The following is a 23960-nucleotide window of genomic DNA, read 5'->3' on the forward strand; positions in this document are numbered from 1 at the left end:
AGGATGAATTGAAATAATTTTGCGCATCACCTAACGTGGAAACAAATATGAACAGATTAATCCCGGCTTCAGCATTTGCAGCGTGCTCTTTCATGGCGTTGCTTTTTTCCTGCAATTCAGTTGATAATGATCCCCCCGGCGGCGCGGCTTCAGATTCCGCCGCCCTGGTAAATCGGGGAGCATACCTGGTCACCATCGGGGGATGTAATGATTGCCATTCTCCCAAGCGGATGGGTAAAATGGGGCCTGAAGTAATTCCGGAGACACAACTTTCCGGCTACCCTTCCAGCCGCCCCCTTGCGGCCTTTGACACAGCGCTGGCTAAAAAAGGCATCGCGCAGTTCAATGAAGATATGACGGCCGCCGCAGGGCCATGGGGTATCAGTTTCGCTTTAAATATCACCAGCGATGTAAGCGGCATCGGCAACTGGACTCCTGAGAATTTTAAAACCGCCATGCGGCATGGTAAACTGAAAGGAGCTGAAAAAGGCCGCACACTGCTTCCCCCGATGCCCTGGACAAACTATACGCAAATGACCGATGAAGATCTCAATGCCATATTCAGTTATCTGAAACAAACAAACCCCGTTAAGAACTTCCCCCCGGTACCGCAGTATTTTTAGCAGAAAGGCCTTCGCATGAAGGCCTTTCAACCCGGATCTTGCCGCTCCCCATGAAACGATGTATCTTAGGGCAACCCCAATCAAACAACTTATGCATACCTTCTACAGGACCGCGGAGCTCACGGATATTAAACAAATGCAGGTAGTGAGGCACCTGGTGAAAGAGAACACCCTCAGCAACCCCGATCTTGTTCCGGATAAGGATGTGGCGTATTATATCACCGAAAAGGGGAAGGGCTGGGTTTGTGAGGCTGATGGACAGGTTATCGGCTTCTCCATTGTAGACCTGCAGGAGAATAGCGTATGGGCCTTATTCGTAGACCCGGCTTATGCTGAACAGGGAATAGGAAAGGAGCTGCACCGGCTGATGCTGGAATGGTATTTCCGGCAAACGCAAAGCACGCTGGTACTGGGGACCGCTCCCAATACCCGGGCCGAACGGTTCTACACCCTCCAGGGCTGGTCGCCCGCCGGCAGCTACGCCAACGGGGAAAGCAAGTTCGAACTCACGTACTCCGACTGGGCCCGGCGTAACCCCGCAGAAAGTTAAAATCCCGTGACTTTGCGCCTTTATAAGCGTGTATATGACCGTTCCGTGTGACGATAGCCATCAAACCATTACAGACCAGGTTCAATCAACAAACTCCGCTTTCTGCCTATTTGAGGATCAGGAAGCAGCTGGTGCTATGGCTGAAAAACATCGTCGGCAATCGGGATCAAAATTTATGAGCAGATTTACCTTCACTTCCTGATTCGATATGGTTACCGAAAATTTCCCAGCGCGATTTAAAATCTCTCCTTTCGGGTTTTCTGGCATAGAATACATACAATGCAGGGTCAGGCAATAGCCTGTGTGAGTTGCCAGCTTGACTTTAATGAAATGCGGAATAAGTGCATGAAGTGTTACGATTTAGTGATGAGCACAACCCACATACTCCATTCCTGGCGGTAGGCACGGTACGTACAGTTTTTTTTGTTTTGATGTGAGCGAATAATTTTAAAAATATATTTTGCAATATTGTCCCATATCTTTACTTTCACCAAGTCGTCAATTCAATGAATAGGCGCGGCTACATTTCGCAAGTTGTTAACCTTTATTTTGTAATCAGCGCTTTCCCGAACAAAAGCTTTACGCTGCTTTTTCAGCGAATAGTTGCAAAACTCCAAACTTCAAACTCCCCCCCGTTTAGATAGCACAAAACGTTTAAAGATTAATTGTCAATGTTTAGAGCTATGTTAAAAAAGGTGCTTACCTGTTTGATAATTACATGGGGGAATCAGTCATTGGCGCAGGAAAAGGCAATTATTCCTCCTGCGCCGAATGCGGCCAACCTGGTATTTAATACCGAAATGCAGATGGGGCTGTATACCGGGACGCCTCAAATATCTGTTCCTATCTGGACAGTGAATGCAGGCTTGTTGCAACTTCCAATTACACTTAGTTATACCGCCGGAGGGGTCAAGGTTGCCGATATGGCATCGTGGTGTGGGTTGGGATGGAACCTCAATGCAGGCGGAGTCATAACGAGGTCGGTAATAGGATTGCCGGATGAAACGCCGACTTTCGGATATATTGATCACACCGTGCCTCCGGCAACGCCTTACAATCCAGCCTTTCTTGGCATGGCGGAAGGCAGGATTGATGCTCAGCAGGACTTATTTTTCTATAGCCTTCCCGGCGGTTCAGGCAGATTTGTTTTTGATAAAACCGGAACGCCGCGTTTAATTCCCAATAGTAACATTAAGATTACAAAAGGGAATGTTTCCCTATTTCAATTTTCTGACGGAACTGCTTCATGCATTTCGGAGTGGCAGGTTATTGATGATAAAGGAGTCATTTACCGCTTTAAGGATTATGAAAAAACGTTGTCGGCTTCCAGGAATAATGAGCTCTCCGGGAGCGGATTCGCTACGAACGGACGAAGCATTAATAGCTGGTATTTAACAGAGATGGAATCGCCTGCCGGGGAAAAAATTGTGTTTAACTATACAACTGTCGATCTGGCTTATGATCTTGCGCCAACAAAAACAAGTCACATACAGTTCAATGGGCAATGTGAAAATTATCCGTCTTCTACGTCCGTACCAAGGCAATATGTGAATACAAGAAGATTATCATCGATTGACTTTCCGGGAGGGAAAATCAGGTTTGTTCCTGCTGCATTGGGCCGTGCGGACCTTGTGGGCGACCATGCGTTGGATAAAATTGTTGTCGAAGGCAGGCATGGCAAGATAATAAGGCAATTCAAGCTGGAGTATAAGTATCTGGTCGGGAACAGCCTGGTGAATTATTCAAGCATCAGCCCCGCCGGCGCTAATAATTTTTTCGTTGCTTCAACGCTTACTCCTTCCGCATCTTTTAGCCGGAGGTTAATGCTAGTGAAATGGACGGAGCAGGATGCGAACGGGGTTGCATTGAATAATGGCCAGCGTTTTGATTATCATACGGAATACGGGTTGCCCCACAGGGCGTCTCCACTAACCGATCATTGGGGGTACGCCAATAAGGCAGACAATCCCCTGGCAGAGGTCCCCTATATATTAATAGCGCCTAATCGTACAGGAAGCCCTACGCCTATAGTGTATGTAGGTGGTAAAAGCCCCGACTTCCAGTATGCCAAACAAGGAAGTTTGTACAGAATAAATCATGCTTCCGGCGGCTTTACGGAATACGAATTTGAATCGAATGATGCAGGCCCCAGCCCTTACATACCTCCGAAAGTTACCAAACACGACCAAATCTATTCAATCTCTCTTAGCCACTATAGGTATAATGTAGATGGGTGGTATGAAGGGTATGATTACGTCATGCGTCCAGACGGGAACGGCAACATGGTGAGGAACTACTATGTTGAGTTTACCGTGTATAATGAAAGTACAAGTACAGCACATGTGCAGCTTACAGATATTCCTTACTATCCTGCCGGTGGTTTGAATTTTTACATCGAGAATGTTTCAACTGGCCGTGTTATATGGCGAGGGTATTACGACGGTAGCTATAGTGTACATCTTTCTCCGGCGGTTTACCGGCTCTATCATTGTCCTTCCTATCCGCTACTGAACAGTCCCCGGAATCCGGACCATCAAAAATTGCATAACGCCACAATTACGGGTTTATATACTATTACCAGTGAGCAGGGGTGGCAAGGCCGGCCTCCAAAAGTAGGAGGGATCAGGGTGAGAAAGTGCAAACAATACGATTCGGTAACGCAACAATCATTGTACAAAGCGTATAAGTATGAACAGGACGGCAGTTCAGGCCAATTGCTAGCCACTCCGCTGTATCAGTTTGAATTTGATGTGATTGATAATAATGGCGGTCCATGCAGATATCTAGGTATTTCGTATAACTCCCTCAGTCCGCTAAGTACAACGCACAATTCCTTTGTAGGGTACAGGTATGTTGAAGAGAAGGCGGTTTCTGAAACGGGGGTGCCTTTAGGGAAAACTGCATACGCTTTCCTGGGGCCTTTGGAATCGCCGGACGTGCTGTATAAGAACACTGGTAACGCTGCTGGATTTATTTATTATGATGCCCCTAATCCCCCGGCCGATCGTAGAGATTGGTTGCGCGGATTCTTGACGCAGCAGGTAGATTACAAATTTGACACCGTAACGCAGACTTATAGCCAGGTTCGTAAGATGGAGAATACTTATAAGAAGATGCTCGAACCCGTCAGCAAAGGCTTACAGGTGAATTTAGTTACCCGAAATCTCGTGAATGGCCAGCATTCCCTTTTGTTTACCTATTATAACCATTATTCCGGAACCATATCGCTGGAGAAAACAGAGGAGACGCTGTTCCAGGATAACGGGGCGTTAAAAACAACCACTACGATTGAGAATAGCGGCAGGAGTTTTCTGCCAGTTTGTAAATCCATTGCCCAAAGCGATGGTTCCCTGTTAAAGGAATATTATACTTACCCAAAGGAGTATGCGCCCGGGAATGCCGCCATTGATAATTTGATAAGGAAGAACATAGTGTCGGTGCCTATTGAGACGGTGAAGTTAAAGGTACAGCCACAGGGAACCCTTTCTGTTACCGGAGGTAGTCTTACGAATTATTATCCCACGGGTTGGGGAAAAATTCAATCCGTCAGTGTATTGGAAACTAACCTGGCTATCCCGCTTTCTGCATTTAAATTCTCGAATGCGCCCGCCGCCCAACTGCCTGCTTCCCGGAACGCTACCCAATTTGCTGCGGATGCCCGTTACAAACCCCGTGTATTGTTTAATAGCTACGACTCCCACGGAAATCCGACGGAAAAGCAAAAGGCAAACGATGTGAAGGAAGTTTACCTATGGGGATACAACGGTGCTTATCCTGTCGCCAAGGTCATGGGGACTGACTATACAACCGTATCGGGCCTCATCAATCAAAGTATGTTGGATAATGCACATGCATATACGGATTCGCAGATCAGGGCCGAGCTGAACAAGATCCGCACCCGGTTCTCCGGTAACAGCCAGGTCAGCGTATCGACCTATACTTATGCGCCGTTGATAGGCATGACCAGCCAGACGGATGCCAATAATATTACTACATTCTATGAATACGATTCCTTTGGAAGATTGATATTGGTGCGCGACCAAAACAATAAAATCCTTAAAATGATGGAATATCGCTATGCCGGTCAGTAAGGAGAGTTGTGCGGTGGGTGATACGCCTGTGAGGCGGGAAGATGGGTTGGGGCGAAAAACCACGAAAATCCGATCTTACTCCATTATCCTCGGCATCCACATCCCCATCGTTGCCGCAAACGACCCAACCGCCATCCCAAGCGAAACCAGCGTCAGGAAAGTGGCGAAAACCGTCCGCTGGTAAGCGGAGCCGGAACCCCTCACGCCAAAGTACCACGCGGCTATCGCCTGGGGCAAAATATACACGGACACCGCCAGGGCAGTCAAAAAAGGCCCCGTGAAAGATTTAGGGTCAAAGCCCACGGGCGCGCGGTGGACCATCAGCCAAAGCATGAGGAAAACCCGGAACATCCAAACCCCGCTCATCCCCAGGAAAAGGTGCACCGCCCATTGCTGATGCACCTTGAACTTCCGTTGCATGGCGCTCCTGATCGCAAAATACGCACAGGTAAGAATGATAGCGGCATTGGCGGTAATCATCACCTGCATCACCGGGCCTCCCACCGCCCCCCGCACCCAGGTGAGATAAATTCCCGCCACGCTCACCCCGAAAGCGGATGCAATGTAAATCCGGCCGCTAATGCGGTGGAACCGCGGCGCCCTGGCCCGCAACGATGGCACGAGCTGCAAGGGCCCCAAAATAGTTATGACCGCCGCCAGCGCCACATGCAGCCCGAAAATGATGTTGCCGGTAAGATCGCTTTTATCGTAAAAATGGGGATTGACGTTGTTCCACTTTTCAAAATGTCCCAAGGCCGTATTCCGGTAATACTGCATCAGGATGTAATACACAAAGACAGATTGGCCCAGGCAGATGACGATAAACCATAGCCGGACCGCATAAAATAAGGGAAGAGCCGCTTTCTTGTTCATGATATGAAAATAACAGCTATATCACGACCGGCACTTAACAATTGTTAGGAAATAATCTCCCGCCTGATCCGGCTTAAACTTTCCGGCTTGATCCCCAAATAGGACGCAATAAACTTCAAGGGTACGTTCTTGATGATTTCAGGGCAGTTTTTCATGAATTTCAAATACCGCTGCTCGGCCGTAAGCGTGGCCAGGTCATTCATCCTTTGCTTGTCTTCATCCATCACCTGGTTAAACAGCTTTATCGTGAAATCCTTTTGCGTGATGCTGGTTTTTACAGTGCGGTCCGCATCCTGTTTTGTTATCCGCAGCAGCTCGCAGTCGGTGATGCAATGCAGGTGCTCGCCGGATGGGGTTTGATTGGCGAAATGAAACCAGGATGTGAAGAAACGCGGGCCGTTGTTCAGGTCTACCGTCACTTCTTCACCGTTGTCGTTCACATAATATTTCCGCATGAACCCCGAAATGATGAAATTGTGATGCAAGGGAACTCTTCCAGCGGTTTCCAGCATTGTATCTTTTTTCACCTGCAAAACTTTGAAGGTGTTCCGGCAACTATCCTTATCCGATTCGGGCATTTCAATGAATTGTTGAATGTACCGGAAAAGCGTTTCGTAATAGTGGTCCATATCTGCTCATTTTCACAAAGATAGCCCCACCGGTCGATAGTGCCATCGCAGATTCGAAATGCGCGGCCAGCCATAAATGTTCTATTCCCGGGCCGGGGGATTTACTTCCAGCCACTGTGGCTGCTCCTCAATTGCGATTACCCGGACAATAAGCTGCCGTTCCCCGTCTTCCAGCTGTATTTTCGCACGTTCCCGCCGCAGGCGCTGATTATCCGGGGCCGGTACGAGCCGTACTTCAACGCGGAAGAATCCTGCCGCTGCCATCGCGATGTTCCCGATGCGCAGGTGCACATCGTCGACGGCAGCCATATGCTCGATACCCATTTTGGTGGCGCACTGCGGCTGATGCGGGAGTTTTTGGGCCGGGGGAATTATGATTGCGTCCAATAATCTAACCAATACCCGATCAAAAAGCCCGCACGTTACGCGCGGGCTTTTTGCGTTACTATATTTGTCCTTACATGATAGCTATCGTCCGCAATCTGCGGTCCATGCGCGGCCGGCGCGGGTAAAACCTATGTTCAGCCTGTCTTTGGTGATGGTGATAATGCCGGTACCGTCGCTGCCGACGCTGACCATCGTATTGGCGTCTTTCTTTTCGAACTGTACGCCGGTGAGGTCGGGGATACCGTCGGAAAAGCGGAAATCGTACCGCGATCCCACTTTCGTAACGAATACACTGCCATTGGCTTGAGTGATATCTTTTTCACTGTCTTTGTACGAAATATTTCCTCTAAAGGTGCCGGCAAACACGTCTACGTCTGCGGGGTCGGTGTCTTTGCTGCAGGATGAGAAAATAAAACCAGCTAACAGCAATACAGCAATACTTTTCAACATGAGTTTCATAAACATCGGTTTTAGTCAATAAAGATTGTTCTGATACTACCATTTGCAATTCCTGTACCAAAGCGCAAAGCCGGGCTTCGAAACAACAATGGCCAGGATTCTCCACAGCGCGCCGTTCCTGCGCCACGCCGTGTGGCGCCCGCGCCGCGGTGCGGTTGTTTCGCATGAAAAAAGGGCCTCCCGTTGCCGGGAAGCCCTTGGTCCAGGGAGAATCAGGCATCAATATACTTTCATAACGGCGATCACGGGCCGGTGATCGGAGGCGTACACTTTCTTTTCCTCGTGCCACCCGGTCAGCGCGGTATAGCTGCTGACGCTGAATGTATTGGTGGGCGCGGTCATGATATAATCGATGGTGCGGTTGGGCTGGCTGGACGGAAACGTAAGCGGGCATTGCTGCGGGCATCCGAGGTTTATGACGCTTTTGAGTATACCGATGGTGCGGGAATCGGGCGTGGCATTGAGATCACCGGCGGCTACCAGCGGCAGGTCGAGCGATTGAACGATCTTTTTGAATTCCGTTGCCTGGAGCAGGCGGCTGTCTTCCTGCTGCAAATGATCGAAGTGGGTCGACGCGAAATAGAATTCCCGGTCTTCCTTTTTCACTTTGATCATCGCCACCGACCTCGTTTCTCCGCCCACGCCCGGGTCTACCGGCAGGGCGTACGATTTGGCGGAAACGACGGCCAGTTTGGACAGTACGGCATCGCCATACGCGCCGCCCTGGAGCTCCATCGCCTTCGCGAAGTGCCAGTCCATACCCGTCAGCGCCGCCAGTTCCTTCGCCTGGTTAACGGTGGTGCCGGTGCGCTGGGTGTTGACGTCCACTTCCTGGAGGGCAACGAGGTCGGGTTTGGCGTCGTTAATGATCTTCGCGATCACCTGCAGGTCTGCCGGAGTGCCGGAAGATGCGCGCGCGCCGTAAATATTGAACGTCATGACCCGGATCTGCGGCCCCTGCTTCCCGGGTGCGGGAGCAGGGGTTTTGTCTTCTTTTTTACCACAGGCCATGACCAGCATTACAAGTGAACTGAAGAGGATTTTATGCATGGCGTCAGAAAGCGTTGAGTTCAGCGAAATGGGTCAGGTAAATATCGCCCTGGCTGGTGTTGATCGTTATTTTGAAATAGCGCGCCTGCGGCGGATATGCGAGGTAAATCGTATTCAGCTCGGTGTTGCCAAGCGTAAATTCTTCGCGGTAGGGCCATTGCAGCCCGTCGGTTCCCGCTTCCACCATGATGCCTTTAGGATTGCCCGTGGCTTTCATGGTACCGTTGGTGACGCGCGCGGTGAACGTGAAGCCGTGCAGCTTTTTCGTTTCTTTCATGTCAATGAGGATGTGGTGCGGCGGGCCGGGTTTGGCGGCTTTCCACTGGGTGGTCCAGAAAGTGGCGGGGTTGCCGTCGAGCGCAAATACGGCACGGCCGTTGTTGGCGCCTTCGCCGGTGGTTTCTTCAGACGAGATGCCGGTCACTTCCCAGTTCGTGCGGTCGAACATCGGGAAAGGGTTTTCGTCGTACAGCGCTTTTACGAGGAAATACGTGGTACGCAGGCTTTCGTTCATTTTGGCGCCGGTGGATATGGTGACCGGCAGCAGGTATCCGCCCACACCTTCCAGCTTGTCGAGGTACAGGGTGATGTTCATCGGTGAGGTAGACACCTGGCCGGTGGGAATCGCGGCTTCCTTGCGCTCCAGTTCGAAGCTGCCGGCGGGCATGATGGGATATCGGGTGAAGAATTCGTCGTTGAACCCTGGAATTTTCCCGGGATCTACGGTGAATTGGACATTGATGTCCGACTTTGGTTTATGCGGTCCGCCATAACTGGCGCCATACACGATTTCGGCATTTCCCGCGTTCCGCTGGAAAACGTATTCCGCCGGCAGCCGCGTTGCCTGGGGCATATATACGACTGCGGTGGAATCCGGAATGTGATCGATGAGGTCTGCGTCCGTACGGCCGCAACTGGCGAGCGCAACGGCGGCGATCATCGCTATGTTGAATTGGGTGAATTTCATAATCGTCGTGTTTTTGTGCGTTTTACCATCCGGGGTTTTGAACAAGGTTAGGGTCGCGGTCGATTTCGGATTGCGGGATGGGATGGAGGTAATAACTCTTCCGGAAGATCCTGCGTTCGAAAACGGTGCGTTGGTAGAATACGAGATCGGCCAGTTTGGTGCCTGCCTCCACGTTCATCCCGTAGAAAGGCCCACCATCGGTCTGTTCGGCGATTTTCCAGCGGCGGGTGTCGAAGTAGCGGAGGTTTTCGAGGGCCAGTTCCACCCGGCGTTCATGCCGGATCCGGGCGCGCATTTCCGCCTGTCCCAACCCGGCAGCCACATTGGGCAAACCGGCGCGGTTGCGGATTTCGTTGAGGTACAGCGCAATGTCTGCATGCCCGGGCGAGCATTCATTCAGCGCTTCCACATAATTGAGGAGCACTTCGGCATACCGGAACATTACGAAAGGCCGCGCCACGTACTGCGAAATGCGGGGATTGCTGTTGGGATGCAGGTTCTTCCTGGCGATATAACCCGTCCGCGGAAAATCCCACGATCCCTTCTTCCCTGTATTGCCGGTGAAAAACGTTTCGATGATCTTGTTGCCTTCTGACGTGTTGATCCATGGACTGCCGTTATAACTCACGTTCACGTAGAAACGGGGCTCGCGATTCACGTACATCATGTAAGTGCCTTTGGGCGCGTATTTGGTTGCGGCGGAGGAAAACCCCGATTCCACATACCCCGACGCCGGATCGCTGATCGGCTTCCCGTTCTCCATTTCGAACTCGTCTACCAGCTGCTGCGTCACGGCCACGGCAGCATAGCCGTTGCAAAGGCGCGGCGAAACGGAGCGCTCCCAGCCGGAAAGTCCATTCGTCGTTCTGGCGAAAATGACCTCACTGTTCCAGGCGTCCAGGAACACGTCGCGGGTAGATAAGTAAGGATCGAAATTGCCGTCGGCCCCGTTTTTCCTGTAAAGCGAAAAGCCGAACCCGTCGATCACTTCTTTGGCCGCGTCAGCCGCGCGTTTCCATTTGTTGGCGTCGTATTGCGGATTGACGAGTTGTTTGCCGTCTTTGTTGCGGAAACCGGCGTAATCGGTGTTCCCGTTGAACTGGGCGCTGGCCGCATAGAGTGTCACCTGGCTTTTTACGGCCTTGCAGAAGGCCTGCGTAACGCGTCCGTATTCGGTTTCTGCCTGGGCCGTAAAGTGGGCCGGCAGGTTTTGTGCCGCCAGGTCGAGTTGGGAAACGATGTAATCCACACATTCATCGTAACTATTGCGGGGCAGCTCCATCTCGGCTTCGCCGGGAGCGAGGTCGCCGGCAATAGGTGTATCGCCGAGGAGGATCACGGGGCCGTACTGGCGAACGAGGCACCAGTAATAATAAGCCCTCAGCGCCCGCGCTTCGGCCTTGTATTGGGCAATGAGGTCGAGCCCGTTGGGCAGCGCGCGGATCTCGTCGTTCCCTTCGATATTTTGCATGAAGAAGCTCGCGGACCGGATGCCCTGGTAATACTTCCCCCAATAGTTGAAGTAGTTGGACGCGGCGCTCCAGTTCCCCAGGTTCGCCGGGTAAGTATCGTACCCCGAGCCCGGCCGGTCGTAGGTAATGTCGGCATCGTCAGACATGCCCTCCCAGGGCGAAGTATTGCGGTACGCGTCGTTCGGCAGCGTGTTGTAAATATTGGCGAGGTATTCTTCGGAATATTTCCGCCGTTTGAACACCTGTTCGATGGTAATGCGGTCGTCAGGGACCTGGTTCAGAAAATCCTTGTTGCACGCCGGTGCGAGCATCGCGGCGGCGATCAGGAAAAGCGGATATGTCAATTTTTTCATAGCGTTCACGTTGATTGAGATCAGAAATTAACGGCGATGCCGGCGCTGTACGATCGGGTGCTGGAATAGGCGGCGCCACGGCCGTTGCCCACTTCCACATCCCACAGGTCGAATTTGGAGAAGGTCAGCAGGTTCACGCCTTGTGCAAAGAGGTTCGCCGATTTGACGTGCATCCTTTGCATCCAGCGCTGCGGCAGGTTGTAGCTGAACTGGAGCGTTTTGAGGCGGAGGTAGTTGCTGTTCTTCACCCACCAGGTGCTGGCCGCGTAGTTTTCGTTCAGTGAGCCGGGCATGAGCCGGGGGTAGAAAGCGTTGGGATTGGGGTTTTCTTCCGTCCACCTGTCGCTGATATTACTGAAAAGGTTCCCCCGCGCCAGGCCCTGCTGGAAAGGCATGGTGCCTTCGCCGCTCAGGAGCACGTCCACGTTGGCTGCTCCCTGGAAGAGGGCAGACAATGCAAAAGACCGGTAACCCGCCGTGAAGCCGAAGCCGTACATGATCTCGGGAACGTCGCCGTAGCCGATGGGCACCTGGTCGTAGGTATCGATAACGCCGTCGCCGTTGATGTCTTTGTATTTGATGTCGCCCGCGCGCACGTCGCCGGGCTGGCGGGGCGAGTTCATCACTTCCTTGTCGCTTTCGAACAATCCCAGCGCCACATACCCGAACCGCTGGTTCACTTTCTGGCCTTTCCTTTCCAGCCAGGGATATTTCCAGGCCGGGTCGTCGTTTTCCACCACTTCGTTCCGGTTGAAGCTGAAGTTCCCCATCAGCTGGAGCGACAGGTCGCCGAAATGCTCGTTGTAGGTGAGCGACACGTCGATGCCGCGGTTGTCGATGATTCCCACGTTGCCGTATGGCGCATTGATCATGCCCACGTAAGCCGGCAGCGAGCGGCGGCGGAGGAAGATGCCGCTGCGGTATTCGCGGAACAGGTCAACCTGCACCTGCAACGCCTCTTTCATGACGCGGAGGTCGAAGCCGAGGTTCGTTTTTCGGGAGGTTTCCCAGGTCACGTCCACCGCGTATTCCCCGACTTCCTTGCCGGCGAAACTGTTGGTCGGGTTCTTCCCGAAACTGTACGTGCCTTTGTTTTCCACGGTGGCAAGGTAGGCGAAGCGCCGCCCGTTGATCTGGCTGTTGCCCACGATGCCGTGGGAGAACCGGATCTTGAAGTATTCGACGATGTTTTTCAACGGACGGTAAAACTTCTCTTCAGACACTACCCAGCCGATGCCTGCAGACGGGAAAAGTCCATAGCGCCTGTCGGGGAAAAAGTTCTCAGAACCGTTGTACCCGAAATTCGCTTCGAGGAAATACCGGTTGTCGTAACCATATGTGGCGCGCCCCGCGAGCCCCTGGAAGCGGTAGGGCATGGAGGATTCGAGGTCGGCGGCGTAGGTGTTGATCTTGTCGTTTTTATTATAGAGCAGCATCCCTGATACGTCGTGCTTGCCGAATTGCCGGTTGTAATTAAGCGCCAGTTCGGAATAAATCGTGCGCTCGCCTATGTTGGCCTTGCCATAGCTGAGGAATTCGGTGCCGATGCCCGTTTGTTCGAAGATGAGATTACCATCGCCGTCGCGCCCCGTGGCCAGCCAGGTGTCCGGCGTTTTGGTGTAGCGGTTGCTGGTATAGTTATAGGCGTCGAACGAGAACATGCCGGTTACCGACATCCCTTTCAGCAGGAAAGGCAGCTCCTGTGTGAGGCGGAGATTGGAGAAGATCTGGCTGCGCCATTGATTGGCGTAGCCCGTTTGCGTGAGGCTGGCCCAGGGATTGCTGAGGCTGCCGCTGCGTACGTCGGCGACCTTGCCGTCTGGGTACCGCGTCGGGATCTGGACGGGCGTCATGAAATACGCGTCGGAGAAAATATTGCTGACGCTGGTGTTGGGAAGGTTGATGTTGTTGAGATAACCGCTGATACCGAGTTTCAAGGTAGTGGTGGCGGAAGGTTGCAGCGTGAGGTTGGAGGTAACGTTGTATCGTTTCTGGAAAATGGATGAATTGTATTTCGAGAGCTCATCGATGTTATAGAGTCCTTTTTCGTCGTAAAAACCCAATCCCACGTAATACACCGCTTTTTCGCTACCGCCGCTGATATTGGCGTTGGCGTTGCGCATGCGGCCGTTTTTATTGAACAGTTCCTTGAACCAGTCTATGTTAGGGTAAAGATAAGGGTCGCTGCCGTCGCGGGTTTTCTGGATGGCTTCGTCGGAATACTGCGGCGTGTTGCCGCGGGTGCGCAGCGCTTCGTTAGACATTTCCATGTAAGTGGCGCCGTCGGCGAAAGAAGGAAGGGTCGTGAAATCGGTAACGCCTTCGGTGTACCGGAGGTTATAATTCGGCTTCCCTGCCTTGCCGGCTTTGGTGGTGATGAGGATCACGCCGTTGGCGCCGCGGACGCCGTATACCGCCGTGGCGGCCGCGTCTTTGAGTACGGAAAAGCTTTCGATGTCTTCCGGGTCCACGTTCGCGATGGCGCGGGGTACGCCGTCTACCAGCGTCAGCGGCTGGCTGAGGCCTGCCGTGAAAGTGGAAATGCCGCGGATGTAGATGTTAGCGTCGTTGTACCCCAGTTCGCCGCTGCGCTGTACGCTGACCATCCCCGCAATGCGTCCGCCGAGCGAGTTGGTGAGGTTGGAAACGGGAAGTTTGAGTTCTTTGGGAGAAATGGTGGTCTGCGCCCCCACGAGGCTCACTTTCTTCTGCTGGCCGAAACCTACGATCACCACTTCTTCCAGGGCGGAGGAGGCTTCCCGCAGCACCACATCCAGTTTTTGGCGGCCGGCCACGGGGATTTCCTGCTTGCGGAAGCTGATCATGGAAAAGACGAGCACGTCGTTATCGTCTACCGACAATATATAGCGGCCGTTGATGTCTGTACCGGTCCCGCGTTTGGTATCTTTCACCGCAATGGTCACACCTACCATCGGCTGGCCCGTCGTGTCCTGCACGATGCCGGTAATTTCGCGTTTGCCCGGTGCGGTAAGCCCGCGGAGCGTTACGGAAATATCTTTCCCGCGGGTAAGGAACTGCAGCCGCGTACGCTGCTCGATTTCCCTCAGCAGGGCCGGTACGCGGATTTGTTTGAATTCCAGCGAGATCTTTCCTGCGCTGGCTTTCAACGAACCGTCGTACAGGAAGCGGAATGCGGTCTGTTTTTCAATGATGCGGAATACTGCTGTGATATCGGCGTCTTTTACGCTGATGTTCACGGTCTGCCTGGCCAGGCCATCGTCCTGGGCAGTGGCCGTGGCCGCGGGTAGCCACAACAAGACCGCCAGGAGCCGGCGGAGCAGCTTCATGTGTACATTTTGATACATCGTTTTCTGGTTTTGAACGTTTAGAGCGTGGTTATTTTTTGTAGATGCGGACAGAGTTGTCCCTGATAGTGTATTTAAGATGGAAAATGAAACAGATGGCGTCCAGGCAGGATTCCAGCGACTTCACCTCCTGGCTTCCTGAAAGCTGGTAATCGCCGATGCCGGGAGATGCCAGGATGATCTTTACGCCGTACCAGCGCTCGATGTCGGCGCAGACGTCGCGGAGGTTGCGGTCGAGGCTGATGATGCCGCGCTGCCAGCTGCCCATTACCGAAGGGTCGGTATCGATCTGGATGAACCGCTGTGCATGGATGTCGTAGATCGCCTGCTGGCCGCGTTCGAGGATCACGTTCCGCCCGCCTTCGTCTTTCACCCGTACTTTCCCGGACACCACGGCAATGAAAGGCCGCTCCTGCGAGTAAGCCCTGAGGTCGAAGGAGGTCCCCAGCACTTCGGTACGAAGCCCACCGCTGCGCACCACGAAGGGTCGCGACGCGTCCTGCCGCACGTCGAAGAAGGCTTGCCCTTCGAGGTAAACCGTCCGTTCGTCTGCGTCGTCGAACCGGATGGCGCTGTGGGCGTTCAGGGTGACGTGGGTGCCGTCTGGCAATGTCAGTTTTCTGATCTCGCCCCGACCGGTTTCTACGGAAAGCTGTGCGGCCTGCGGCCACAAAAAGGCGCGCAGCATCACAACGGCCAGGAGAACGGCGGCTGCGGCGGCATAGGGGAGGAGGCGTCGTAGCAAAGGTTTCGCCGGTCGTGCCATTTGCAGGATGCGGCTTTGCAGCCGGGCGGTGACCGGCATTTCCGGCGCGCTTTCCCATTCCGGGAACGGCAGCAGCGTTTCGGGCGCCTCTTCCGTGAGCGCGATGAACCGGCGCAATTCCTCGGTACTGGCTTCCCCGTCCCGGATCTTTTCATATAATGCCTGCAGGTGCATGGCAGGGTCGTTGCTCATGGGAATGTTGTTTCCTTTCCCTTATATACACGGTCCGGGAATCGACTACTTAGTGGAAATAAAAAAATAATGGCGGTTAATCAAGGATGGATAGCAGCAGGATGACGACGAACCCGTCTTTCAGTTCGGCGCGAAGGTATTTCAAGCTGCTGTGGATATGGGCTTCCACCGTGCGCACGGAAATGCCGAGCCTGTCGGCGATCTCGCGGTGGGAGAGGCCTTCTTCCCGGCTCATTTTAAAAACGGTGCGCTGCTTGTCGCCCAGTTTTTCGAGGGCTTGGCGGTATTGGCGGTGCAATTCGTTGTACGTGAAGTTATTGAGTATGCTGTCGGTTTCCGGGAGGTCGGGCTCCTGTGGCGATGCGGCCGCCAGTTTGCGGACGGCGTTGTTCCGCATGAAGTTCAGGATATGATTGCGCGCGATGGTGAAAAGCAGGGCTTCGGGATTAGCGTCTGCGTCCAGCCGGTTGCGGTATTGCCAGAACTTGAGGAAAATGTCGAGCACCAGTTCCTCGGCGTCTTCGTTGTTGCCCGTTTTCTTTTTACAATAACCCAGCACTTTAGGGCCCAGTACGTTCAGTAACTCGCGGAGCACGGCTTCGTCGCCCCTGTGCAACCGCCGAATCCAGCCGTGCCAATGTTGGTTCTCACTACGATCCATGTTAAACGCAAAATTATACAGCCAATATTATCGCAAGGTTATATTCTTAACAGTGGAATTGCCAGTCTTTCAACCTGATAAATGTGATTCGATCTGAATTAACCCGGTCAATATTAGTAAATATAAATCACAGTTTTTGCCGCAGGATTAGCACGGCGGAGGGGTATGGCGCCCGTCTGGAAGGTAATTTTGTATCGGAAAAACAGCCATATCAGCCCGGCGGATGGGCGGTAGTTTGAAATGCCCTGGGGGATGGCAGATATCATGTCATGGTCTGTTCAGTTGCAACCGGAATCCGAATACCGGTAGCTCGCCCTGGAGAAAATCGAGGTCTTCGGAACGGAGAAACCCCATCCGCAGATACATATCCCAGGCCGTTTGCATGGACCGGGTGGAATGGATGATCACCTGCCGCAGGCCTGCGTGCCTCGCACGGTCGATGCAGGCGTTCACCAGTTTTTTGCCGATGCCCTGGCCCCGGAAATCCGGGCCTACCGCCAGCAGCCGGAAGCCTGCGGAAGCTTTTTCCCGCGTGGCACTGCCGCCGGAACCATAATACTGCATATCACCGAAATAGACCACCGCACCGGCGATGCGCCCGTCTGCCGACAGCGCCAGTAGAAGTTCAGCTCCCGGCTTCGCCGCCAGTTCGCCCACATTGGCCAGCATGGCATAGTAAGCCGGTTGTTCGCCGGTCCCCGGAAACCCTTCCAGCGATGCATATACCTGTATCATCAACTGGCCGGCGGCCGCGCTTTCGCCTGGCAAGGCGCTTCTCACGATGATGTTTTCGTTGTGCATGTTATACCGGTGATAAAGTGAATCCGGGGAATGAATTTCAACAAGCTTTTCCCCGATCCGGCGATGAAATGGCGCGGGTGAAGGTTTTTACGTCCAAACCATCATTTCCGGCCGCCGAACGGTGCAATGGTAACAAAGATCACGCATCCTGCAAAAAAATCAAAGACCTTGCAGCAGATGCGGCAAGGTCTTTTGCTTTGGGTATGGGATCATAGGACAAGATTCACAGGGTAGTAACGCAGGCTGTATGCCGTATCGCTTCGATTTGCGTTTCGGCATCGTCCAGCATATGCCCGAAACCTTCGCCGGCGATCACTTCCGATTGATGGAGCTGGCGGTAATAGGCGATCCCTTTCAGGAGGTTCTCCCGGAAAACATCGAGCTGCTTCATCATTTTGTTGCCGGTACATTGCTGTAATTGCTCCTGCAGGTAGGAAATGTAAAGCCGCAGCTCATTGATGAACATATGCGGCCGGTCCACCCCTTCGAGAATATCCGCACGGCCGTAAATATGATCGCACATTTCCTGCAACGATGCTTCCCGGTTGAAAAATGCGATGTTGGGGCCCGGGCAGATAGTGATGCTTTCCTGGTTTTTCACGAGCGTGGTGTTGTAGGTTACCGCGGCGGAATTGCTCAGTCCGGTGCAGAGGCATTCCTTGCCGAGCACATCCGCCAGTTGTGCCTGGTATTCCTTTTCCGGGAGCCGGGCTTTTTGCAGCTGGTCGATTTTCAGGCGTTGATACTGGATGGAGGCAGTGCAGATGGGCCTTTCGGTGAATTCGGTGTTGAACGACAAGTGTTTTTCCGTACAGGGGCTTCCCGGTTTACCGTCGCGGATGCGGCGGAGGCGCTCGGCTTCCCCGCTCAGGCCTTTGAGGTAATGAAAGCGCACGCCCATGGGGGAGTGGTGGCTTAAGACCACGTCTTCCGATTTGGCCTTGCCGAGCTGAAGCCGTGTGTGTGCATCTACCGTGGTGGCTTCGGGCACGAGGAGGAACGGAGTTCCCCAGCCCGTTGTATCCAGTTGATAATATGCACGGAGCATATTGTGCTCGGCGTGGCTGCCGATGCCTCCCTGCGCTGTGATGGCCATGGGCGGTGGCTCGGAGGGAACGTGTGCGTCGCGCCTGCGGAGCGCATCGGTGTATAGCTGGAACAGGGCGTTGCCGAGCTCGGCTTTGCCGGTGCGGAATTCTTCGAGGATAGGGCCCATGAGCATGCCGTCTGTCGCGAAAGCGTGGCCGCCGCAATTCAGGCCCGATTCGATGCGGAACTCGCTCACCCAGATGCCTTTCTTCGCCAGGAATTTCCCCTGGATGAGGGCGGAACGGTAATCGCTCACCTTCACCACTACTTTTTTATGCATGACGCCATTGCGGTCTGCATCGAACTGCCGGCATTTTTCGAGGTAGCCATAGAGCCTGGGGTTCATGCCTGCGGAAAACACGATGGAGGAACCGCTGAGTTCGCTGTTGGCGTATCCGCGAAGCGCCGCCACGGCGTCCGACCCGTCTTCGATCGGCTGGCCGTCTTTCCCGTAATTGTTCTTGTCGGTTTTGGTCATGATGTTGACGTCTATGGCGCCGGGGGATATGAGGGTGCGCAATTTCGCTTCCATACCCGCCCGCGATGCTGCGTTGGTGGCAGATCTGAACTGGAGGTACAGCTGTTTGACGGGGCTCTTCTCCGGCAGCATCTCGAAATATTTGACGATGTCCGACCCGGTCTCGAACGCGGCCGTCCGCAGCTTTTCTACCTGCTCCTGGACCATCCGGTTCACCAGGTTGAGATAGTCGGTAATGCGCCGGGCGCGGTAATCTTCTTCTTTGGAGGAGATCGGGAGGTAGGGCTCGTGGCGCTCCGTATAGTAATGTTTGCGCATCATCTCGATCAGGCGGTCTTCAATGATGGAAATAACGGAACTGATGCCGAAGCGGGCCACTTTCACCGGACTGTCGATCGTGTAAGCCAGCCCCATGACGGGGATGTGAAATTCATGCACCATAAATTCGGATTGATGTGGGTAGAACAGCGGAGCCCGTGATAGGGCGGATGCTGCTGCGAAATGATTGCCTTCGGTTGGCGGTACAAAGGTATTTAAAATAAAGATAAAAATATCTTTTATTAGTATCTTTGCAGGAAATAAAAATGGATGATCCAGGTAACTAAAATTTTCCGGTTCGAGACGGCGCATGCATTACATGGTTACAACGGCGCCTGCCGGCATGTGCATGGCCATTCGTACCAGCTGCACGTTACGGTGAGGGCCGGAGCGCCGGAGGAATATTTCCCCGCGCCGGGGATCCTCATCGATTTCAAGGACCTCAAGCGCACGGTGAACGAAAACGCCGTAGACCGTTTAGACCACGCCCTGGTCGTATCTGCGGCCTACCTTCGCGCCAATCCCGACATTTCAGCAGAAGAAAACCTGCTGGTGATGGACGCCGAGCCCTCGGCCGAAAATCTCCTCCTTTTCATCCGCAATTCCATCCGCCCGCATCTCCCGGAAGGCGTAACCCTGTCTTCCCTTCGCCTCTACGAAACAGCGGATTCGTTTGCGGAATGGGTTTTATGATTATTTTGCAGGCAAATCGAACGCCATTATGCTGTCCAAATCTGCGGAATATGCGCTCCGGGCCACTATCTACATCGCGTTGAAAGGCTCGGAAGACAATAAGCTCGGAATAGACGAAATCGCCAAGGCGATCGATTCTCCGCAATATTTCACCGCCAAGATCCTCCAGCTGCTGACCAAAAACAACGGCGTTGTCAGCTCCGTCCGCGGGCCCAACGGCGGCTTTTACCTCTCCGATGCCGCCCGCAAACTCCCCGTGCGCGCCGTGCTGGAAGCCGTGGGGGAAGACGGGATCATCACCAAATGCGTGCTCGGCCTCAAGGAATGCTCCGAATCCCGCCCTTGCCCCATGCACGACCAATACCGCGCCATCAAGGCGCAACTCCGCCAGATGTTCGAGAAAACCACCATCCAGGCGCTGGCGGAAGAATCCGCCAAAGGCAAAATCGTCATCAACAACCGGCCGCCCAAAAAGAAAGCCTGATCAAAGATCTTTTCTCCGGAATATCCGCAACGCCAGCCACAACGGCACCACCGTCCACAGCCCCAAACAGCCCACCGCGTACAAGCTGCCGGTAGACGAGCCGAGGAACTCCTTGAACAGGGCGCCCGAATAGCCCATCAGCACCGCCACGTCCAGCTGCAGCAACATGAGGATCCGCGCCAGGTCTACCGGGTTCAGCCCCACCATCGCCACCACCGCCCGGTCTATCGGGTAATCGCTGAAGGTGAAAATGAAAGCCATCATCAACCCGTCGAACAGCAACGTAAAAAACAGCGACACGATAATGGCCGCCCCGATACCGCGGGTCTTGTCGCGGGAAAGCACGAAAATCAGCAACCCCAGCGATGTAAAGATGAAGGTGAGCAAAACCCCCGTTATGATCAGCACGAAAGATGCGGTAACTGGCAACATCACCGTCAGCGGGAAACCCACGCCCACCACGAACGCCGCGGAGAGCGACAGCGCCATCCCGCCGTATTCAGACAGCAAAATCCTTGTCCGCTTCACGGGTTGGGACAATAACAACTCTATGAACTCCAGCGAATTGAAAAAGTAAATCGCCGAAAAGAGGGTGGTGATCACCGGCACAAAAAGCAACGTGATGTTCAGCAGGCTCAGCAACCCTTTGGCGCTGCCGCCGTCGAGCCCCAGCAAGGTGAAGCTTAAAACGGCCAGCACGGCGGTATATACGAGGATCGACCGGTTCTTCAACAGGTCAAGAAACACATATTTGCTTACGGTCCGCATGCGTGAGAATTTTTGCGATGATTGTATTGAGTTTCGTTTCGCCGGTTTGTTCCTGCAGCTGTTCGATGGTTTGGTGGAACATCAGCTTCCCGTCTTGCAGGTAAATGATGTGGCTCGTGAGGCCGTCGAGGTCGCTGAGCACGTGCGAGGTAATGAGCACGAGCTTGCCCCGCGCGCATTCGGCGGCGATCTTGTCTTTCAGGATCTCGTTGGCCACGGGGTCCAGCCCGGCGGTAGGCTCGTCGAGGATGTATATGCCGGGCGAGAAGAGGAAGGCGATGCAGGCGCTCACTTTCTGCCGCGTTCCGCCGGAAAGCGTCCGCATTTTTTTATGTTTGATCTTGTCCAGCCCGAAACTTACATACAGTTCTTCGTCGAGCACCGATTGCCCTTGCCGGATATCCTTGATCATATGCAGCACCTGTTCGATGGTCATATTGTCCGGGTACCGCCCGATTTGCGGCATGTAGCCGATGTGGGCGCGGTAAGAGGGATGGTTACGGATAGGCTGGCCGTTGATGATGATGTCCCCTTTTTCGGGGATGACGAGGCCGAGGATGGATTTGATGAGGGTCGTTTTGCCGGAACCGTTGGGCCCGAGCAGGGAAACGGCCTGTCCTTTTTCGAGGGAAAGGTCGATCCCGTCGAGGGCTTTGAATTTGCCGAAAGACTTCGTCAGTTTTTCTATCCGGATCATAGCTTCCATTTTTTCGTTTGAGGTGAATCGTCCCGCAGCTGGTCGGGGATGATGGACGGCATGATTTTTTCCGCCTGGTCCACGATGTTGGTGAGAAAACTCCTGTAGAGGATCATGGTGGAAGGGATTCTTTCCGAAAGGATGGAATAGACGCTGACTGGATGGTACGGCACATCGCCGGTGCCATCGCGGTCAAGGTCGTATCCTTCGTATTTGTCCCAGTAATTGTTGCGCCATGCGTTGAGCATGAGCGTTCCGTTGGTGGCCACGTCGAAGGAATTGTCGAGGAAATTGTTCGTTTCGATGGTGTTCCCTTCGCAGCTGGCCTGCACGCGCATGGCCCAGCCGTTGGCGGAAAAAGTGTTCCGCGCGATGTGGATGCGGCTGCTCCCTTCCATGTACACGCCCATCGTGTTCCGGGCAAAGGTGTTATGCTCGATCCTGCTGTCGGAAATATCTTTCAGGAGTATGCCGTACGACGCGTCTCCCCAATGTTCGCTGAAGGTATTGCCCGTCATGATCACTTTTTTCGAATACATGACCGCAACGCCCGCGCCGTTGTGGCGGAAGGTATTGCGGCTGTAACCGTCGTTGTGCGAAAACATGAAATGCAGGCCGTAGCGGACGTTGTTGGTGGAAACGTTGCCGATGATGGCGGATCCGGTGACGAATTCGAAGTAAATACCGTCGCGGTGCCCCGAGATGTTGTTGTCCCGGATAAGGAGGGAGTCCGACTTCCAGGCATGCACGCCGTTGCCGGCCTGCAGCTCGTCGGTAGCGGAAGAGCGGATCTCGTTGTTTTCGATCACGCAGTATTTACTGTTCTGTAGGTAGATGCCGTAGGTGGTGTTGAGGACCTTACAGTTACTGACCCTTACGCGCGCCGCGTTCTGGAGGCGGATGCCGGCCATATCTATCATACTGCTGCGGCCGGTGTTCTGCACGGTGATGCCCTGCATACAGACGCCGCTGGCGGCAATTACGAAAAGCTGGTATTTGTTTTCCCCGTCGAACACGGGGAAATTTTCCCCGATGAGGGTGATGGGTGTGCGGATAACGATTTCGTGCTGCAGGTAATGCCCCGGCGCCACGATCACCGTGTCGCCCGGCCGGGCCCTGTCGAGCGCGTGCTGGAGGAGGCTGCCTGGCCCGGTGCGGATCACCGTGGCGGAGAGCCCCATCGGCAGGAGGAGCAACAGCAATATGGAACGGAAAAGGGTCATGGCAGTTTTTCCCAGGTGAGGAAATCAAGCCCGAGGCTGTCTCTCAGCGCGGTGGCTGCGGCTTCGTCCGCGAAAGCGGGGAAGTTGCCGGCCATGGGGCTTTTGAACGATTCGTGGTGGAGAAAAACCGCTTTCTCGGCAGGCAGCGGTTCTGCCTGTTTACCGGAATAATCGTTAACGAAGAGCAGGCTTCCCGGTTCGATGTTAAACCCGCGGAGGCAGGCGATGTCGTCGAATTTGAACACGCGGCCTTTCGGGTTTACGACCTCTGCGGCAAACCGTTGGTCCATAATGGTCATTTTGCAATGTGCGCAGGCGTCTTTCCCGTAAGCGATCGGTTCGTATTTCCTGCCGCAGGCGCTGGCGAGGAAGAGGAGGAGCGTCAGCGCGGGTAAGTACAGTTTCATAACCGTTGTTTTTTTGCGCGGCGCCATTCGTAAAGGGCTGCGCTGGTCAGCAATAAAGTGGCCGCGATGAAGAACCATCCGCCGATATCCGGCTGGGAAAGGGCTTCGAAGTTCAGCATCTTCTTGTACCCGATCAGGGGCGGCTGGTACGCCATGCCAGGTACTTTGATGGGCGCCGTGGGGTCGAGGTTATGCCCGTAATCGTATTCCCATTTCCAGAAGTCGTACATGGATACGGCAGCGATGAGGATTAACAGGCCCGTCCAGGCGTAGAACCAGGCCCTGCGGTTCAGGACCAGTACGAGCAGCCCCAGGAGGCAGAAAACGCCGAGGGCAGCGGGCATGTACACGAATTCCTTGAAATCGTTTTTGTGGATGGTTTTCATGCCGATGTAGTGGTTCAGGCCGTTGATGATCTCTACGTCGCCCTTCACATCGTTGATCCATATCTGCATGGAAATCCCTTCCGGGTATTGCGGCGCAGCGAGATCGATCCGCCACATGGGCACGATCCACAGCATCGCGATGCAGCCGGTGGCCAGTATGATGCTAACTTTCCCGAACGCGCTTAATTTTCTGTTCATAACCGGTAGTAAGGATGGC

General features: G+C 53.8%; 22 protein-coding genes. 5 read left to right on the forward strand and 17 right to left on the reverse strand.

Translation table 11 applies throughout. From position 1 onward, the window contains the following. The first annotated feature begins 47 nt into the window (after positions 1-47). From EJ361_RS09645 to EJ361_RS09655, 3 genes are all read left to right on the forward strand, one after another. Positions 48-623 (forward strand): c-type cytochrome, encoded by a 576-nt coding sequence (locus EJ361_RS09645; protein WP_126245289.1) that lies wholly within the window; start codon positions 48-50, stop codon positions 621-623. A 91-nt stretch (positions 624-714) separates the two neighbouring features. Beyond that, the gene (locus EJ361_RS09650) at positions 715-1173 is read left to right on the forward strand and encodes a GNAT family N-acetyltransferase (protein ID WP_126245290.1); all 459 of its coding nucleotides are present in this window, start codon (positions 715-717) and stop codon (positions 1171-1173) included. A 683-nt stretch (positions 1174-1856) separates the two neighbouring features. After that, positions 1857-5264, forward strand: a complete 3408-nt coding sequence (locus EJ361_RS09655; RefSeq protein ID WP_126245292.1) for a hypothetical protein — start codon at positions 1857-1859, stop codon at positions 5262-5264. 75 nt (positions 5265-5339) lie between these two features. Here EJ361_RS09655 and EJ361_RS09660 read toward each other — a convergent pair whose 3' ends face one another. From EJ361_RS09660 to EJ361_RS09715, 12 genes are all read right to left on the reverse strand, one after another. Then, a complete protein-coding gene (locus EJ361_RS09660) occupies positions 5340-6137 on the reverse strand; it encodes a DUF2306 domain-containing protein (protein WP_126245294.1) in 798 nt (265 codons plus the stop codon). 44 nt (positions 6138-6181) lie between these two features. Next, entirely contained in the window at positions 6182-6766 is a 585-nt protein-coding gene (locus tag EJ361_RS09665; protein WP_126245296.1) for a Crp/Fnr family transcriptional regulator, read from the reverse strand. Positions 6767-6847: 81 nt separating this feature from the next. Continuing rightward, complete coding sequence (locus tag EJ361_RS09670; RefSeq protein ID WP_164714156.1) at positions 6848-7153, reverse strand: hypothetical protein; 306 nt, start codon at positions 7151-7153, stop codon at positions 6848-6850. A gap of 81 nt (positions 7154-7234) precedes the next feature. Beyond that, positions 7235-7612, reverse strand: coding sequence for a hypothetical protein (locus EJ361_RS09675; protein ID WP_126245300.1), 378 nt, complete (start codon positions 7610-7612; stop codon positions 7235-7237). A 219-nt stretch (positions 7613-7831) separates the two neighbouring features. Further along, complete coding sequence (locus EJ361_RS09680) at positions 7832-8662, reverse strand: endonuclease/exonuclease/phosphatase family protein (protein ID WP_126245302.1); 831 nt, start codon at positions 8660-8662, stop codon at positions 7832-7834. Between the two features lie 4 nt (positions 8663-8666). Further along, complete coding sequence (locus tag EJ361_RS09685) at positions 8667-9629, reverse strand: BT_3987 domain-containing protein (protein ID WP_126245304.1); 963 nt, start codon at positions 9627-9629, stop codon at positions 8667-8669. Between the two features lie 22 nt (positions 9630-9651). Further along, complete coding sequence (locus EJ361_RS09690; protein WP_205686972.1) at positions 9652-11454, reverse strand: RagB/SusD family nutrient uptake outer membrane protein; 1803 nt, start codon at positions 11452-11454, stop codon at positions 9652-9654. 20 nt (positions 11455-11474) lie between these two features. Then, positions 11475-14762, reverse strand: a complete 3288-nt coding sequence (locus EJ361_RS09695) for a SusC/RagA family TonB-linked outer membrane protein (RefSeq protein ID WP_126245306.1) — start codon at positions 14760-14762, stop codon at positions 11475-11477. A 49-nt stretch (positions 14763-14811) separates the two neighbouring features. Next, positions 14812-15738, reverse strand: a complete 927-nt coding sequence (locus tag EJ361_RS09700; protein ID WP_126245308.1) for a FecR family protein — start codon at positions 15736-15738, stop codon at positions 14812-14814. A gap of 76 nt (positions 15739-15814) precedes the next feature. Continuing rightward, a complete protein-coding gene (locus EJ361_RS09705) occupies positions 15815-16399 on the reverse strand; it encodes an RNA polymerase sigma-70 factor (RefSeq protein ID WP_126245310.1) in 585 nt (194 codons plus the stop codon). Positions 16400-16666: 267 nt separating this feature from the next. Then, positions 16667-17200 carry a GNAT family N-acetyltransferase gene (locus tag EJ361_RS09710; protein WP_126245312.1) on the reverse strand — a complete coding sequence of 178 codons (534 nt, stop codon included), beginning with the start codon at positions 17198-17200 and terminating at the stop codon, positions 16667-16669. Between the two features lie 223 nt (positions 17201-17423). Further along, the gene (locus EJ361_RS09715) at positions 17424-19208 is read right to left on the reverse strand and encodes a hypothetical protein (RefSeq protein WP_126245314.1); all 1785 of its coding nucleotides are present in this window, start codon (positions 19206-19208) and stop codon (positions 17424-17426) included. Between the two features lie 147 nt (positions 19209-19355). On the opposite strand from EJ361_RS09715, the gene EJ361_RS09720 reads away from it, so the two are divergent. After that, entirely contained in the window at positions 19356-19778 is a 423-nt protein-coding gene (locus tag EJ361_RS09720; protein ID WP_126245316.1) for a 6-pyruvoyl trahydropterin synthase family protein, read from the forward strand. 28 nt (positions 19779-19806) lie between these two features. Further along, positions 19807-20262, forward strand: a complete 456-nt coding sequence (locus EJ361_RS09725; RefSeq protein WP_126245318.1) for an RrF2 family transcriptional regulator — start codon at positions 19807-19809, stop codon at positions 20260-20262. On the opposite strand, the gene EJ361_RS09730 is transcribed toward EJ361_RS09725, so the two are convergent. The 5 genes from EJ361_RS09730 to EJ361_RS09750 are packed head-to-tail and all read right to left on the reverse strand — an operon-like array spanning position 20263 to position 23941. Then, positions 20263-21030, reverse strand: a complete 768-nt coding sequence (locus tag EJ361_RS09730; RefSeq protein ID WP_126245321.1) for an ABC transporter permease — start codon at positions 21028-21030, stop codon at positions 20263-20265. Then, positions 20999-21727, reverse strand: a complete 729-nt coding sequence (locus tag EJ361_RS09735) for an ABC transporter ATP-binding protein (protein WP_126245322.1) — start codon at positions 21725-21727, stop codon at positions 20999-21001. Before EJ361_RS09735 ends, EJ361_RS09730 begins: the two co-directional genes overlap by 32 nt. Beyond that, positions 21724-22950: a nitrous oxide reductase family maturation protein NosD gene (locus tag EJ361_RS09740; RefSeq protein WP_164714157.1), complete on the reverse strand. Its 1227-nt coding sequence runs from the start codon at positions 22948-22950 to the stop codon at positions 21724-21726. Before EJ361_RS09740 ends, EJ361_RS09735 begins: the two co-directional genes overlap by 4 nt. Then, positions 22947-23357 carry a nitrous oxide reductase accessory protein NosL gene (locus EJ361_RS09745; protein ID WP_164714158.1) on the reverse strand — a complete coding sequence of 137 codons (411 nt, stop codon included), beginning with the start codon at positions 23355-23357 and terminating at the stop codon, positions 22947-22949. The genes EJ361_RS09740 and EJ361_RS09745 overlap by 4 nt, the downstream gene beginning before the upstream one ends. Next, entirely contained in the window at positions 23354-23941 is a 588-nt protein-coding gene (locus tag EJ361_RS09750; protein WP_205686973.1) for a hypothetical protein, read from the reverse strand. The genes EJ361_RS09745 and EJ361_RS09750 overlap by 4 nt, the downstream gene beginning before the upstream one ends. Positions 23942-23960: the final 19 nt, after the last annotated feature.

Source organism: Chitinophaga rhizosphaerae, assembly GCF_003958645.1.
GTDB lineage: Bacteria > Bacteroidota > Bacteroidia > Chitinophagales > Chitinophagaceae > Chitinophaga > Chitinophaga rhizosphaerae.

Bases quoted from the DNA above. Each gene is read 5' to 3' on its own strand.
- EJ361_RS09665 (WP_126245296.1), bottom strand. From the start codon at position 6,766: ATGGACCACTATTACGAAACGCTTTTCCGGTACATTCAACAATTCATT.
- EJ361_RS09740 (WP_164714157.1), bottom strand. From the start codon at position 22,950: ATGACCCTTTTCCGTTCCATATTGCTGTTGCTCCTCCTGCCGATGGGG.
- EJ361_RS09750 (WP_205686973.1), bottom strand. From the start codon at position 23,941: ATGAACAGAAAATTAAGCGCGTTCGGGAAAGTTAGCATCATACTGGCC.
- EJ361_RS09650 (WP_126245290.1), top strand. From the start codon at position 715: ATGCATACCTTCTACAGGACCGCGGAGCTCACGGATATTAAACAAATG.
- EJ361_RS09705 (WP_126245310.1), bottom strand. From the start codon at position 16,399: ATGGATCGTAGTGAGAACCAACATTGGCACGGCTGGATTCGGCGGTTG.
- EJ361_RS09655 (WP_126245292.1), top strand. From the start codon at position 1,857: ATGTTAAAAAAGGTGCTTACCTGTTTGATAATTACATGGGGGAATCAG.
- EJ361_RS09680 (WP_126245302.1), bottom strand. From the start codon at position 8,662: ATGCATAAAATCCTCTTCAGTTCACTTGTAATGCTGGTCATGGCCTGT.
- EJ361_RS09720 (WP_126245316.1), top strand. From the start codon at position 19,356: ATGATCCAGGTAACTAAAATTTTCCGGTTCGAGACGGCGCATGCATTA.
- EJ361_RS09725 (WP_126245318.1), top strand. From the start codon at position 19,807: ATGCTGTCCAAATCTGCGGAATATGCGCTCCGGGCCACTATCTACATC.
- EJ361_RS09695 (WP_126245306.1), bottom strand. From the start codon at position 14,762: ATGAAGCTGCTCCGCCGGCTCCTGGCGGTCTTGTTGTGGCTACCCGCG.
- EJ361_RS09675 (WP_126245300.1), bottom strand. From the start codon at position 7,612: ATGAAACTCATGTTGAAAAGTATTGCTGTATTGCTGTTAGCTGGTTTT.
- EJ361_RS09735 (WP_126245322.1), bottom strand. From the start codon at position 21,727: ATGATCCGGATAGAAAAACTGACGAAGTCTTTCGGCAAATTCAAAGCC.
- EJ361_RS09745 (WP_164714158.1), bottom strand. From the start codon at position 23,357: ATGAAACTGTACTTACCCGCGCTGACGCTCCTCCTCTTCCTCGCCAGC.
- EJ361_RS09690 (WP_205686972.1), bottom strand. From the start codon at position 11,454: ATGAAAAAATTGACATATCCGCTTTTCCTGATCGCCGCCGCGATGCTC.
- EJ361_RS09715 (WP_126245314.1), bottom strand. From the start codon at position 19,208: ATGGTGCATGAATTTCACATCCCCGTCATGGGGCTGGCTTACACGATC.
- EJ361_RS09685 (WP_126245304.1), bottom strand. From the start codon at position 9,629: ATGAAATTCACCCAATTCAACATAGCGATGATCGCCGCCGTTGCGCTC.
- EJ361_RS09730 (WP_126245321.1), bottom strand. From the start codon at position 21,030: ATGCGGACCGTAAGCAAATATGTGTTTCTTGACCTGTTGAAGAACCGG.
- EJ361_RS09645 (WP_126245289.1), top strand. From the start codon at position 48: ATGAACAGATTAATCCCGGCTTCAGCATTTGCAGCGTGCTCTTTCATG.
- EJ361_RS09710 (WP_126245312.1), bottom strand. From the start codon at position 17,200: ATGCACAACGAAAACATCATCGTGAGAAGCGCCTTGCCAGGCGAAAGC.
- EJ361_RS09700 (WP_126245308.1), bottom strand. From the start codon at position 15,738: ATGAGCAACGACCCTGCCATGCACCTGCAGGCATTATATGAAAAGATC.
- EJ361_RS09660 (WP_126245294.1), bottom strand. From the start codon at position 6,137: ATGAACAAGAAAGCGGCTCTTCCCTTATTTTATGCGGTCCGGCTATGG.